This is a genomic window from Brevibacillus thermoruber 423 (assembly GCF_000454065.1).
Taxonomy (GTDB): Bacteria; Bacillota; Bacilli; order Brevibacillales; family Brevibacillaceae; genus Brevibacillus; species Brevibacillus thermoruber.
In genome coordinates this window covers 137,278-151,426 of sequence record NZ_KE695653.1, presented here as the reverse complement: position 1 = coordinate 151,426, position 14,149 = coordinate 137,278, and the positions used below count along the sequence as shown (strand labels likewise).

14 protein-coding genes are annotated in these 14,149 nt (G+C 58.7%); all 14 read left to right on the top strand.

Features of this window, described 5'->3' with window-relative positions:
* Nucleotides 1-4 precede the first annotated feature (4 nt).
* The 14 genes from nuoL to M516_RS0118000 all read left to right on the top strand — a co-directional run bounded on the left by nuoL (nucleotide 5) and on the right by M516_RS0118000 (nucleotide 14,029).
* On the top strand, nucleotides 5-1,921 hold the full coding sequence (gene nuoL, locus M516_RS0118065; protein WP_029100355.1) for an NADH-quinone oxidoreductase subunit L: 1,917 nt from the start codon (nucleotides 5-7) through the stop codon (nucleotides 1,919-1,921).
* On the top strand, nucleotides 1,911-3,446 hold the full coding sequence (locus M516_RS0118060; RefSeq protein WP_029100354.1) for a complex I subunit 4 family protein: 1,536 nt from the start codon (nucleotides 1,911-1,913) through the stop codon (nucleotides 3,444-3,446). Before nuoL ends, M516_RS0118060 begins: the two co-directional genes overlap by 11 nt.
* 3 nt (nucleotides 3,447-3,449) lie before the next feature.
* Entirely contained in the window at nucleotides 3,450-4,976 is a 1,527-nt protein-coding gene (nuoN, locus tag M516_RS0118055; protein ID WP_029100353.1) for an NADH-quinone oxidoreductase subunit NuoN, read from the top strand.
* Nucleotides 4,977-5,099: 123 nt separating this feature from the next.
* Nucleotides 5,100-5,330 carry a DUF1146 family protein gene (locus tag M516_RS0118050; RefSeq protein WP_029100352.1) on the top strand — a complete coding sequence of 77 codons (231 nt, stop codon included), beginning with the start codon at nucleotides 5,100-5,102 and terminating at the stop codon, nucleotides 5,328-5,330.
* Between the two features lie 139 nt (nucleotides 5,331-5,469).
* Nucleotides 5,470-6,216: a YwmB family TATA-box binding protein gene (locus M516_RS0118045; protein ID WP_029100351.1), complete on the top strand. Its 747-nt coding sequence runs from the start codon at nucleotides 5,470-5,472 to the stop codon at nucleotides 6,214-6,216.
* 18 nt (nucleotides 6,217-6,234) lie between these two features.
* On the top strand, nucleotides 6,235-7,560 hold the full coding sequence (murA, locus tag M516_RS0118040) for a UDP-N-acetylglucosamine 1-carboxyvinyltransferase (RefSeq protein WP_029100350.1): 1,326 nt from the start codon (nucleotides 6,235-6,237) through the stop codon (nucleotides 7,558-7,560).
* A 169-nt stretch (nucleotides 7,561-7,729) separates the two neighbouring features.
* On the top strand, nucleotides 7,730-8,734 hold the full coding sequence (gene spoIID / locus M516_RS0118035) for a stage II sporulation protein D (protein ID WP_029100349.1): 1,005 nt from the start codon (nucleotides 7,730-7,732) through the stop codon (nucleotides 8,732-8,734).
* 94 nt (nucleotides 8,735-8,828) lie between these two features.
* Nucleotides 8,829-9,569: a M23 family metallopeptidase gene (locus M516_RS0118030; protein WP_029100348.1), complete on the top strand. Its 741-nt coding sequence runs from the start codon at nucleotides 8,829-8,831 to the stop codon at nucleotides 9,567-9,569.
* A 242-nt stretch (nucleotides 9,570-9,811) separates the two neighbouring features.
* On the top strand, nucleotides 9,812-10,096 hold the full coding sequence (gene spoIIID, locus M516_RS0118025) for a sporulation transcriptional regulator SpoIIID (protein WP_003388385.1): 285 nt from the start codon (nucleotides 9,812-9,814) through the stop codon (nucleotides 10,094-10,096).
* A 115-nt stretch (nucleotides 10,097-10,211) separates the two neighbouring features.
* Entirely contained in the window at nucleotides 10,212-11,228 is a 1,017-nt protein-coding gene (mreB, locus tag M516_RS0118020; protein WP_029100347.1) for a rod shape-determining protein, read from the top strand.
* Between the two features lie 6 nt (nucleotides 11,229-11,234).
* Entirely contained in the window at nucleotides 11,235-12,206 is a 972-nt protein-coding gene (locus M516_RS0118015) for a flagellar hook-basal body protein (protein ID WP_029100346.1), read from the top strand.
* Between the two features lie 17 nt (nucleotides 12,207-12,223).
* Nucleotides 12,224-13,045 carry a flagellar hook-basal body protein gene (locus M516_RS0118010; protein ID WP_029100345.1) on the top strand — a complete coding sequence of 274 codons (822 nt, stop codon included), beginning with the start codon at nucleotides 12,224-12,226 and terminating at the stop codon, nucleotides 13,043-13,045.
* Nucleotides 13,046-13,073: 28 nt separating this feature from the next.
* Nucleotides 13,074-13,322 (top strand): DNA-directed RNA polymerase subunit beta, encoded by a 249-nt coding sequence (locus M516_RS0118005; protein ID WP_029100344.1) that lies wholly within the window; start codon nucleotides 13,074-13,076, stop codon nucleotides 13,320-13,322.
* A gap of 188 nt (nucleotides 13,323-13,510) precedes the next feature.
* Entirely contained in the window at nucleotides 13,511-14,029 is a 519-nt protein-coding gene (locus M516_RS0118000; RefSeq protein WP_029100343.1) for a CDP-alcohol phosphatidyltransferase family protein, read from the top strand.
* The last annotated feature ends 120 nt before the right edge of the window (nucleotides 14,030-14,149 follow it).

The following is a 14,149-nucleotide window of genomic DNA, read 5'->3' as shown; positions in this document are numbered from 1 at the left end:
AAAGATGGATACCCTTATGCAATACGCGTGGCTGATTCCTCTGTTTCCGCTTCTTGCTTTCATCGTGATCGTCTCGTTTGGCCGTCAGTTGAAAGAAGGAGCTGCCGCCGTCGGGATCCTGTTGACCGCCGTGTCGTTTGGGGTGGCGGCGCTGACGTTCTGGCAGAGGTTTCAGGAGGGAGCGTCCGATTACACGTTCTCCCTCGACTGGCTGCAGGTGGGCGACATCGTCATCACCATGGGCTTTGAAGTGAACCAACTGAATGCCATGATGCTGGTGATCGTCACGCTGGTCAGCCTGCTGGTGCAAATCTATTCCAAGGGATACATGCACGGAGACGAGCGTTTCCCCGTGTTTTACCAATACCTGGCCCTGTTCACCTTTTCCATGCTGGGCCTGGTGATCTCACCCAACCTGCTGCAGGTCTACATCTTCTGGGAGCTGGTAGGGGTCTGCTCGTTCCTTTTGGTGGGCTACTACTACTTCAAGCCGGAGGCCAAGGCGGCGGCGAAAAAGGCGTTCATCGTCACGCGGATTGGCGACCTGGGCTTGTTTATCGGCATCTGCCTCTTGTTCTGGTGGACCGGTAGCTTTGAGTTCACGCAAATTTTTGACAGCATTGCGCTCGGCAAGCTGGAGCCGTGGATGATTACGCTGGCGGCGATCCTGATCTTCGTCGGCGCGGTCGGCAAGTCCGGTCAGTTCCCGCTGCACACCTGGCTGCCGGACGCGATGGAAGGGCCGACGCCGGTGTCCGCCCTGATCCACGCGGCGACGATGGTGGCGGCCGGCGTTTACCTGGTGGCGGCCACGTATCCGCTGTTTCTCGCTTCGGAAACGGCGCTTGACGTGGTGGCCTACGTCGGCGGCTTTACGGCCATTTTTGCCGCATCCATCGGCCTGACGCAGCGCGACATCAAACGGGTGCTCGCCTACTCGACGGTCAGCCAGTTGGGTTACATGATGCTGGCGCTGGGGGTGGCCGGCGCGGCCGGCTATGTGGCGGGGACGTTCCACCTGATGACGCACGCGTTTTTCAAGGCGCTGCTGTTCCTCGCGGCCGGCAGTGTCATCCACGCGGTACATACCCAGGACGTGTTTGAGATGGGCGGTCTGTGGAAAAAGATGCCGGTGACCGCGCTGACGTTTTTGATCGGCTGTCTGGCGATTGCGGGGATCTTTCCGTTTGCCGGCTTCTGGTCCAAAGAGGCGATTCTCAGCGCCGTGTACGAGGCGCACCGCTTTGACCTGCTGTGGCTGGCGATCATCGCCGCGTTCTTCACCGCGTTTTACATGTTCCGGCTGTTCTTCCTGACGTTTGCCGGGGAGCCGCGGGGCAGGCGCGACGGGCACGAATCGCCGGGGGTCATGACCGGCCCGCTGCTGATCCTGGCCGTGTTGGCCATCGGGGCCGGCTTTGTCAACACGCCGTACGCCCCGTATCTGACGAAATGGCTGCTTTCCGGCGAAACCGGCGCGGCCATTACCGCCGGATTTGGCGAGGGAACGGGCCATGCCGCCGCCTGGCTGCAGATCGTGGCGCTGTTGGTCTCGCTCCTGGGCATTGTGCTGGCGTATCTGATGTACGGCAAGCGCTACATTCCGGCGGACGCCATCCCGGAAGCGATGCCGTGGCTGTATCAATTGTCCTACCGCAAATACTACATCGACGAACTGTATCACTACGTCATCGTCCGTCCGCTCGGCTGGCTCGGACTGCTGCTGGATCTGATCGACCGGTACGTGGTGGACGGTCTCGTGGCCCTGACCGCGAAAATAACCAGAGGCATCGGCTCGCTGCATGCCCGGGCACAAAACGGCCAGGTGCAGTCATACGGGGCCGTGGTGCTGTTCGGCTTGCTGCTGTTGGTTGTCGCGATCAGCCTGACGGCGCAGGGAGGTGGATTCTTTGGTCAATAGTATCCTGCTTAGTTTGATCGTCTTTTCGCCGCTGCTGGCCATCCTGATCCTGGCGTTCGTCCCGCGTCATCAGGGCGGTGTGATCAAACAGATTGGGGTGCTGGGCACGCTGCTGCCGCTGGCGCTGTCCTTGATGCTGTTCGCCGCCTTCAACTACGAGACGGCGGAGCCGCAATTTGTCGAGAGCGCCAAGTGGATTTCCATCCCGATCGGGTTCGCCCAAGGGGGGGCGATGTTTACGTTTGACCTCGCCTACGAGCTGGGAGTGGACGGCGTCTCGATGCCGCTGATCGTCCTGACGGCGCTTGTCGGTACGCTGGCGGCGGTCGCCTCCTGGCAGGTCAAAAAACGGCTGAAGGAATACTTCATCCTGTTTCACCTGCTGTTGATCGGCATGCTGGGCGTATTCGCCGCGCAAAACCTGTTTCTGTTCTTTATCTTCTTTGAACTGACGCTGGTGCCGACCTTTTTCCTGATCGGCATCTGGGGATACGGAGAGCGCGAACGGGCGGCCAACAAGTTCCTGCTGTACAACGGGATCGGGTCGGCGGTCATGCTGATCGCCTTCATCGTGCTGTTTGTCTTCCTGCAAACGCTGAACATGGAGAAGATCGCGACGATTTTGGCATCGACCGACCATCCGGCCGCCGCCGCGATGACGCCGGCGTTCCGCTTCGGCCTGTTTCTCGCCTTGTTCATCGCGTTTGCGGTCAAGCTGCCTGTGTTCCCGTTCCACACCTGGATGTTGAAGGTACACGTGCAGGCGCCGCCGGCGATTGTCATGATCCACTCCGGCATCCTGCTGAAAATGGGGGCATACGGGCTTTTGCGCATGGGCATCGGCTTTTTCCCCGAACAGGCGTACCAGTTTGCCGGGTGGATGGCGGTGCTGGGGCTGATCAACATCCTGTATGGAGCGGTGCTCGCCTTTGTGCAGGAGGATTTGAAAATGGTGCTGGCCTACTCCAGTATCAGCCACATGGGCATCGTATTGCTGGGATTTGCCGCGATGAACACGATCGGGTTTCAGGGAGCGATGTTCCAGGTGGTCTCTCACGGCTTCATCTCCGCGCTGCTGTTCTTCCTGATCGGCGTGATCTGGGAACGGACGCAAACTTCGATGATCAGCGAGCTGGGCGGCCTGGCCAAATCGATGCCGTTTGTGAGCGGCATCCTGCTGACGGCGGGGATGGCCTCCCTGGGACTGCCGGGCATGTCCGGCTTTATCAGCGAATTCTTCGCCTTCCTGGGGTTGTTTGGCGACAGGCCGGTTCACGCCGCGATCGGTACGCTGGGCATCGTGTTGACGGCCGCCTATCTGCTGCGGGCGATCCTGCGCACGACGTTTGGCCCAACGCCGGAACGGCTGAAGGGCTTGGCCGACGCCCAGCCGATGGAAGTGGTGCCGATGGTGGTGCTGCTCGGCTTCATCATCCTGATCGGGGTCTATCCCGCGGTGCTCGGCAATCCGATGCAGCAGACTCTGAAAACGCTCGTACCCATCGTGACGGGGATAGGAGGGTAATCCATGGACGTAAACACTATTTTCTCGTATGACTGGAGCTACCTTCTGCCCGAATGGATCATTCTCGGCTTTGCCACCTTCCTGTCTCTCCTGGACCTGTTTGCCGGAAAACGGCTGGGCAAAACGGTGCTGGGCTGGCTGACCCTGGTCGGCGTCGTGCTGGCCGGCGTGTTTGTCTTCGTCAATCTGAACACGCTCGACAAACCCTACAGCTACATGGCGGACATGATCCGGATCGACGACTACGGCAACGCGTTCAAGCTGCTGTTCCTGGCGGGCGCGGCCTCTACCCTGCTGCTGTCGATTCCCTACATGAAGCAGGGCGAAGTGAAGCACAGCGGCGAATACTACTACCTGCTGCTGACCGGCCTGCTCGGCGCGATGGTGATGGCGTCGTCGGCCGACCTGATCACGCTCTTTGTCGGGCTGGAACTGCTGTCGCTCTCCTCGTACGTGCTGGTCGGATTGCGCAAAACGTCGCTGCATTCCAACGAATCGGCATTCAAGTACGTCGTGTCCGGCGGCATCGCCACCGCGGTCACGCTGTTCGGGATGTCATACCTGTACGGATTGACGGGAACCACCAACATTTACGAGATTTCCTCCCGGCTGGTTCACGCGTCCTTGGCAGGCTACCAGTTCCTCGTGTACGCCGCGTTTGCCTTTCTCGCGGTGGGGCTGGCGTTTAAAATTTCCGCCGCGCCCAACCACATGTGGGCGCCGGATGTCTACCAGGGGGCGCCGACGCCGGTTACCGCCTTTTTGGCGGTCGTCTCCAAGGCGGCCGGGTTCGCGCTGGTGTTTCGCCTGCTGATGATCGCGTTCTTTCAGGTTCCCGGCGAGGCAGGCCGATTCTTTTTCGAAGAGGGCAGCCTCTATCTGGCCGTGATGGCGGCCGCGTCGATGATCATCGGGAACACCATGGCGCTGCGCCAGACCAACGTCAAGCGGATGATGGCCTACTCCGGGATCGCCCAGGCGGGGTACCTGCTGGTGCCGTTCGTTCCGCCGACGACCCTGTTCTTTGGCGAAGTCATGTTTTACCTGTTCGCCTACCTGCTCGTCATCTTCGGCGCGTTTGCCGTGATCATGGTCGTCACGCGCGACCAGCAGACCGAAGAGCTGAAGGCCTTTGCCGGGCTGTACCACCGCTCGCCGCTGCTGGCAGTGTCAATGAGCATCTTCCTGCTGTCGCTGGCGGGGATTCCGATTACGGCCGGTTTCTTCGGCAAGTTCTATCTGTTCATGGGCGCCATCGCGCAGGAAAACTACTGGCTGGCGGCGATCATGATCGCGACCAGCGTGGTGTCCTACTACTACTATTTCGGGATCATCCGGCAGATGTACATGCGGCCGGGCACGACCGAAGCGCCGCTCGCGGTGCCAAAGGGCATCGGTGCCTTTGTCCTGGTCCTCGCCGCCGCCACCGTATTCTTCGGCGCGCTTCCGGGCGTCGCCACCAATTATCTGCAGGCGCAGTTCAACCCGTCGTTCAACTTTGGCGACATGCTGCCGCCAGAGTTTCAGTGATGGACGGGCAAACATCAGGTACAATAAAGGGGACGGCTGTCACGACAGGCCGCCCCTTTTTTTGCACAGGCCGCATTTATGGAACCGGGCGGGTTTGCCGATATAGGATAAGGAGGAAAAAACATGCAGCAAGAAATCTACGGGGTTGTCAGCATCATTCTGACTGTGCTCTTCATCGCGCTGAGCTGGTGGGGGCTGCAGGCCATTCGCTTCGATCTGTTTCTGAAAAAACCGGACAGCGCGCAGGCCAAGCTGCTGCAAATCCTGCTGTCGCTCGTGATCGGATACGAAGTGGCCCGCTTTTTCCTTGACTATCTGGGCTGGTCCCTGATGATCGGACAGGTTTTCTCCTGACCGCATCCGAACGCAGGCGGTCTGGTCCGCGTATCGGTTCGACGGACGAAGTCTCTCGACGCCCGCTGGTATATCCCTCCAATTTTCCGTGCAAACTAAGAGGTACAAAGAGAAGCACGTGAAAAGGGAGAGGAAGACGATGGGGAAATGGTCGGGGTGGTGGATCCTGCTGCTGTTGGCTGCGGGGGTGACGGTTTGGCGGATGCCCGCAGAGGCGAAGCCGGAACGGCCGGCAGCGGCGCAGCTGCTCGACGCGGTGGAAGGCTCCGGAGCCGAAGGAGTATCGATCCAGGTGCGAATCCGCACGGAATTGGGCCAGGTATCTGGTCCCGCACACATCAAAGAGTTGGCCGAAGCATGGGCACATCGACTTGACATTCCGGTACCGCAAGCCGAACTGACGCGGAAATCCAATCTCCATGTGTACCAAGTCCTGTTTGAACGGCAAGGGGTACAAGGACGGTTCCAGGTCACGGGGGTCCCTCGTCAGGGGGCCTATGATGCATATCTTGCGCTGTCTCTGACCGGAACCCCTGATTCCCTACCATATATAGGTGTGATACAGGACTCTTTCGACAAAGCCCTGACAAAAGCCGACCTGATTCCGCAAATTAGCACTTGTGTTCGCGGAATGTACAGTGTTAAACTGAGTGTTGATCAACAGGAGGGTAAAATTTTGTCGATTTTTCGCACCCTCCACGCAAAAGAACTGGAACGTTTGCAGGACGAGACGGTTGTCAGCATCTCCGGGTACACCCCGGCGTGGAAACCGTTTATCGCGTTAAACGGTAAAACGAAGATGAATCTACAGGTGGCTACACACCGAGACAGCCAATCTGGAACGTGGATCACCGTAGGTACACCGATTATCACAGCGGAATATTAGCACGCGGAGGGGTACACATTGGATAAAATCATTGTCCGCGGTGGTAAGGCATTGGCGGGAAAGGTCAAGGTTTCCGGCGCCAAGAATGCCGTACTCCCTATCATTGCAGCATCCATTCTGGCAGAAAAGGGCACATGCGTCATTCACGACGTACCCGCTCTGGACGATGTCAGAACCATATGCAACCTCTTGAGATCGCTGGGAATTTCCCTTACATATGATCGCGAAGTGCTGACGATTCAGGCTTCCCGGTTGACGAGCGTGGAAGCCTCCTATGAATTGGTTCGCAAAATGCGTGCGTCCTTTCTGGTGATGGGGCCGCTTCTCGCCCGTCAGGGAAAGGCGCGCGTCGCACTTCCCGGGGGTTGCGCCATCGGTACCCGCCCGATCGACCAGCACCTCAAGGGCTTTGAGGCGATGGGCGCCAAAATTGAAATCGGACAAGGTTTCATTGAAGCCAGTGTCGAGGGCCGGTTGAAGGGCGCGAAAATCTACCTGGATATTCCGAGCGTGGGCGCGACGGAAAACATCATGATGGCCGCAGCCCTGGCCGAAGGGACGACCGTGATTGAAAATGCCGCGGAAGAGCCGGAGATTGTGGATCTGGCCAACTTCCTCAACGGCATGGGCGCCAAAATCCGCGGAGCCGGCACCGGGTCGATCCGCATCGAAGGCGTGGAATCGCTCAAGGGCTGCACCCACTGTGTCATTCCGGACCGGATCGAAGCCGGAACGTTTATGGTGGCGGCGGCGATTACCGGCGGCGATGTCTTCATCGAAGGCGCGATTTGCGATCACTTGAAATCGGTCACCGCCAAGCTGCGGGAAATGGGCGTGCAGGTGGACGAGCAGGAAAACGGCATCCGCGTCCGCCGCAGCGGCCCGATCAAGGCGGTTGACGTCAAAACCCTGCCGTATCCCGGCTTCCCGACGGACATGCAGTCGCAGATGATGGCGCTCCTGCTGGTATCGGAAGGCACCAGCATCGTGACGGAAACGGTGTTTGAAAACCGCTTCATGCACGTCGAGGAATTTCGCCGGATGAACGCGAATATCAAGATCGAAGGACGGAGCGCCATTGTGGAAGGCGGTGCCAAGCTGACCGGCAGCAAGGTCACGGCCACCGACCTGCGGGCCGGAGCGGCCCTGGTGCTGGCCGGCCTGGTGGCGGAGGGCGAGACCGAGGTCTCGGGCCTGCACCACATCGACCGGGGCTACGTCAACTTTACGGAAAAGCTGCGCCAACTGGGCGCCGACGTCGAGCGGCTGTCCCCGGAAGCGGATGTTCGCGAAGCGGCGGCGTCCGAGACTGTGAAAGTCAGCTTTTCTCCCAATTTTGCCTGATGGCTGAACAAAAAAGCATAGACAGAGAGACTTCCCCGTGCGGGAAGTCTTTTTTTGTGCCGTACAGGCGCTAAAGGCGCACTCCCGTCTCTCTGACTCTCTCGTTCTACCTCCCGCTGCTTGTACATAGACTGAAATTGTCCAGCACAAAACGGGGAGGAGCTGTCGCATGAAACGTTACCTGATCGTTTGGTTCATCGGTTTGCCGATACTGCTCGTGTTGATGCCTGCCGCACTGGTGTCTCTGTTTTCTCCCCCGTCTAACGGCAGCGCCGACGTGGCTGCCGTCGCCCCGCACGCTCCGGCGTCGAACCGTCCGCCGATCGAGGTCAAGGTGTACCGCACCAACAAAAAGACGGTGGAAACCGTCCCGCTGGAGACGTATATCGAGGGAGTTGTCGCGGCGGAAATGCCGGCCGAATTCGAGATGGAGGCGCTCAAGGCGCAGGCCATGGCGGCGCGCACCTACATCGTCAGACGGCTGAGCGAAAAGAAGTTTGACGACGTTCCGGCGGGGGCGCAGGTATTGGATACGGTCAAACACCAGGCGTACCTGGACGAGCAGCAGCGCAGGGAGCTGTGGAAGGAGCAGTTTGACTGGAAAAACGGGCGCATCCGGCAGGCGGTGCAGGCGACGGCGGGGGTGGTTCTCACCTATCAGGGGGAACCAATCGACGCCACGTTTTTTTCCACCAGCAACGGCTTTACCGAAAACGCCAGCGAGTATTTTGAAAAGCCGGTGCCCTATTTGAAAAGCGTCGCCAGCCCCTGGGACATCCAGTCGCCCAGCTACGAGAAGACGCAGGTGCTGACGGTGGCCGACCTGGAGCAAAAACTGGGGGTGCGCATCGCGCAGGAGACGGCTACCGGGGGGAACTGGTACCGGATCGTGGAGCGGACCACGGGCAATCGCGTGGGCAAAATCAGCATCGGCGGCAAGGAATTCAGCGGTCGCGAGTTTCGCGAACGGCTGGGGCTCAACTCCTCGGCCTTTTCCCTGGAACTGCGGGGCGGCCAGGTGTACATCACGACAAAAGGGTACGGGCACGGCGTCGGCATGAGCCAGTGGGGAGCCAACGGGATGGCCAAGGCGGGCAAAAACGCGGAACAGATCGTCAAATACTTTTACCAGGGGATCTCGCTGGAGGACTGCGGCAGCGTCTTGAAAGGCTAGCCGCGCCGCTTTGCGCAAATTTTCAAGATTTCCCTCACTCTCAGGTTTATCCGCTAAAAAACTGGCGATACTGAGGGATGAGGTGATGAATACAATGGAAGATCAAAAAAATCAAAATCAACCGATTCCATTTAAAAAGGCAAGCTCCTGGAAAAACATGTTGGGCAAGAAGTGGGCGTTTCCGGCAATCTACATCGGCACCGCAGCAATCATTCTCGCTATTGTGATGTGGTACCAGAGCAGCGTCACCGATACGGTGCCGGGACAAACCGCAGACAACGGCGGCGTGGCCGTCACGACACCGCAGGACGGCACCGCCATTCCCGCCGATGAATCCGCCGGCAAGGACGGCGCGGTACCGGTGGCGGGCAACCCGCAGCCGCTCGCCTGGCCGGTCGGCAAGGGTGTGAAGTACGAACAGGGGATGGGCTTCTATGACGAACAGGCGTCCAAGGACGAACAGCAAAAGGCGCTCGTCACGTACAAGGACACGTACATCCCGCATACCGGGATCGACCTGAAGGCGACAGACGGCAAAAGCTTCGATGTCACCGCCGCGCTCGCCGGCAAAGTGACCAAGGTGGAAAACGACCCGCTTGTCGGCTTCAAGGTGGAAATCGAGCACGACGACAAGCTGGTCACGGTCTACCAGAGCCTGGAGAAAGTCACCGTGAAACCGGGCGACCAGGTCACCCAGGGACAGGTGCTGGGAACGGCCGGACGCAACGTCTATGAAAAAGACGCCGGCGTTCACCTCCACTTCGAAGTGCACGTGGACGGGGAGCCAGTCAATCCGGAGCAGTACCTCGTCCAGCCGGAAGCGGAACATCAGTAAGCCGTCCGCTGACGCGAACGCCCAATCCGGGAGCGAACACAAAAGCATGCCAAAAAACCTGCAGGGCCACGTCTCTGCAGGTTTCTTTCTGTTCGCCGGGAAAGCGTGTTGTCGGCCGGGGTGTACACGCTCTTGAAAAAAGATGCGGTCGTGCCGGCTTGTCAGGCTTGGAAACGTAGAATATGTGTCCGCACCCCCCCATATATTGTAACAGACAATGTTGATACAGGGAGGCGAGTAGCGTGCACGACTACATCAAAGAGCGAACCATAAAGATCGGTCGATACATTGTGGAGACGCGCAATACGGTTCGCATGATCGCCAAAGAGTTCGGTGTTTCCAAGAGCACGGTGCACAAAGACCTGACAGAGCGGCTGCCTGAGATAAATCCGGAGTTGGCGAACCAGGTAAAGGAAATTTTGGAGTACCACAAGGCCATCAGACACCTCCGCGGAGGGGAAGCGACCAAGATCAAATACAAACGGAGAAGTAAAAAAGTCCGGGTGGAACAGGAGGAGAGCGTTTAAGCGGTACCGGTTTGCGATGAAAATATTTCCTGACAATAGGAAGAATTTCCTTGTCCTCTCACGTGCAACCGCCTATGATAAATGATAGGAATGAACTGGAACAGGGAGGACTTTCATGTTTGGCAAAGATATCGGAATCGACCTGGGTACGGCCAATGTCTTAATTTTTGTGAAAGGCAAGGGCGTTGTCCTGGATGAACCGTCTGTCGTAGCAATCGACAATCAGACCAATAAAGTACTGGCCGTGGGGAACGAGGCGCGCCGCATGGTAGGGCGCACCCCGGGCAACATCGTGGCGATTCGACCTTTGCGGGACGGGGTTATCGCGGACTTTGAGATCACGGAAGCCATGCTGAAACACTTTTTGGCCAAAATCGGCGGGAAAAGCCTGTTTGCTCGCCCGCGCATTTTGATATGCTGTCCGACCAACATCACCTCGGTGGAGCAGAAAGCGATCCGCGAAGCGGCTGAGCGCAGCGGCGGAGCGCGCGAGGTGTTTATCGAGGAAGAGCCGAAAGTGGCGGCGGTTGGAGCGGGAATGGACATCTTTCAACCTTCCGGCAACATGGTGGTGGATATCGGCGGGGGTACGACCGACGTAGCGGTCCTGTCCATGGGGGACATTGTCACGTCTTCCTCCATCAAAGTAGCGGGCGACAAATTTGACCTGGCCATTATGCGGTACATAAAAACCAAATACAAGCTGCTGATCGGGGAGCGTACGGCCGAGGACATCAAGATGCAAATCGGAACGGTTTCCGGCGGGCGCCAGGACGAAATGGACATTCGCGGCAGGGACATGGTGAGCGGGTTACCGCAGACGATTACCATCCACTCGTACGAAGTCCAGGAAGCCCTGGCCGAGTCGGTGAGTGCGATTGTACAAGCCTCCAAATCCGTTTTGGAACGAACACCTCCGGAGCTTTCTGCCGATATTATTGATAAGGGCGTTTTTCTGACCGGCGGCGGAGCGCTGCTGCACGGGATTGACCAACTGCTGGCCGACGAACTGAAGGTTCCCGTGCTGGTGGCGGAGGATCCGATGATGTGCGTGGCCAAAGGGACGGGCATGATGCTGGACTATCTGGACAAGGCGCCCGCGTATCGGAAAAAGAAGTTTTTCGGGGGGTAATACCGCGTGATCAGAGGCTTGTATACGGCTGCTGCGGGCATGCTGGCGATGCAGCAGCGTCAGGAAGTGCTGGCCAACAACCTGGCCAACATCAACACACCGGGCTACAAGCAGGACGTAGGCGTAATGCGCGCCTTTCCGGAACAGTTGATTGCGCGCATCCGCGATCAGGAAGGACCGGATATTCAAGGACTGCCCACCATGAGCGGACAGCCTGCCGTCATCGGCCGGCTGCACACCGGCGTCTACATGTCGGAGGCGCTGCCGGTCTTCCGCCAGGGCGATATCGCGGAGACGCGCAATCCGTACGATGTGGCGCTGCTGGACAACCTGCAGCCGGATCAGGACGGCAATGAACGTCGGCTGTTCTTTAGCGTGGCCAGACTGGACGACCCCGGACAGGCTGCCCAGCCCGATCAGATCCGCTATACGCGCAACGGCAACTGGAGCGTCAATGCGGACGGCTACCTGGTGACGCCGGACGGCTACTACGTACTGGACGACCAGAACCGGGCCATCCGGGTGAACGATCCGGCCGATCCTGCGAACAGCGCCGGTCAACAGTTGAAGATCGGTGACAACGGCGCCCTGTACCGTGCGGACGAGGCGGGCAATGCCTTTCCGCTGCCCGGCGGCAGTGAGCGGCTGGGCCTGAAAGTGGTGACCAATCCGCTGCAGCTCGTGCGGGAGGGCACCAACATCTACCGCTGGGAAGGCGGCGGACAGCCGGAGGATCTGGAGCAGGCCCTGCAGAATGACCGGACGGCGAGAGCGCAGGGACAGTACACCGACCCGGCGGTGGAAGGGAGATTCGGCTTGAAGCAGGGCTGGCTGGAGCGAGCCAACGTGGACCCTGCCCAGACGATGACCGACATGATGACGGCGCTGCGGGCGTACGAAGCCAATCAGCGCGTGATTACCACGGTGGACGGCACGCTGGAAAAAGCGGCCAATGAAATCGGCCGGGTAAACGGGTAAGATAGGAGGTAGCGTGGATGCAGTCACTGAACATCTCGAGCGCGGCGCTGCGCAGCGTCCAGCAGGCATTGGACACGACCGCCAATAACCTGGCCAACATCGATACGGTCGGCTACAAGCGGCGCACGGCGTCGTTTTCCGAACTGCTGTCCGATTCGCTGAACGAGCAGCCGGCCGCGGACAGGCAGCAGCGCTCGACTCCGCCCGGGCTGCGCATCGGCAGCGGGGCGCGGATCGGCTTGACCAAACTGGACATGGCCCCGGGCAGCGCCAAGATCACCGATGTCCCCACGGATTTGATGATCGAGGGGGAAGGGTTTTTCCTGGTGAGCCGGCCTCTCTACGACAACAACGGGACGATGATGGGGGAAGCGTACCGCTTTACGCGAAACGGAGCCTTTCAGGTGCGGTTCGACGACAAGCTGGGCTCGTATGTCCTGCATAATGCCGCAGGAGATTTGCTGACAGACGTGGACGGGACCCCCATCATGATCACGGGCCCCGTTCGCAATCTGCAGGTATCTCCCGAGGGAGTCGTCACCAACGACGGAACAACGGTGGGACAGATTGGCGTGTGGAAGGTACCCAACCCCGACCAGTTGACACAGGTAGGGGAAAATGAATACGATGCGGAGCTTGCGTCCGGAATGACGCCGTACTCCAAGTATGAACAATCTGCCGCCAAGATCCGTCAGGGAGCGCTGGAAGCCTCCAACGTCAATCTGCAGGAAGAGATGACACAATTGGTCAACGTCCAGCGGGCCTACCAGCTCAACGCCCGCGCGATCGCGATTGCCGATCAGATGATGGGAATCGCCAACTCCCTGCGCAGCCGCTAATCCACTCGGAATGTCGGAGGAGACGTCAATGGACCAAGGAAAGGGAAAACGTATCCCGCGTGACGGACAGGAGGCCCGGGAGAGAGAGCAGCTCCGGGGCGGTCAAGCGTGGCCGTTCCGACTGGCAAAAATCCTCTTGATCCCGTTTCTGATGTTTTTCTCGCTGGTCATCGGTCTGGTCATCGGATACAGCGTGTTGGGACACAAACCGGCTTCCGAAGTGTTTGATCTGAACACCTACAAGCATATGTACGATCTGATTTTTCAGGACACGTAACACAGACATCCGGCAGCAGTAGACGGCCCCATCCGATGGAGGTGAGGGGCCTCTTCTTTTTGTTCCGGGGCGGGAAAAGATGCCGCTCCTTGCTCATTCTTCCAGCTCTTGTTGAGCCCGCTGTCCTAAGAGTATAATAATGAAGTGGCGAAAATAGGGAGTGACGATCTTCATACGGAGGGGTATCCGTGAATCTTCCCAATGCGCTTACCGTCTTTCGCATCGTTCTCATCCCTTTGTACCTATACGTCTTTTTTCAGCCGTTTCCGTACCATGTGGAGATCGCCCTGGGCATTCTCATCCTGGCGGGAATTACCGATATAGCGGACGGGTACATTGCGCGGAAGCACAAGCTGGTGACCACGTTTGGCATCATGATGGACCCGCTGGCAGACAAGTTGATGATGATGGCAGTGATCGCCTCGTTGTTTCTGACAGAGCGGATCAGTCTTTGGGCCGCCCTGTTTTTCTTTGCGCGCGATGCGGGCATGATCATCGCCGCCGGCTTCTTCCATTTTCGCGGGAAAAAGACAGTGCCGGCCAACGCGTTTGGCAAGCTGACCACGGTCTTGTTTTACATCGCCTTTCCGTTGGTCATGTACCGGTACCAGTACGGCGAACTGATTCTCTGGAGCGTGATCGCGTTTTCCTTTGTGACCACGGCCATTTACCTGGTGAAGTTTCGGCTGCTGAACCGCGTGTTGTGATGCAAAGCGGATGGAAAAGAGCACTTCCGCCTCATGGAGGAAGTGCCCCTTTATCTTAACCCCGGTCTGACGTCGGAGACGGGGGGTTGTCTTTATTCTCAGTTTGCGGTATGTTCTTCA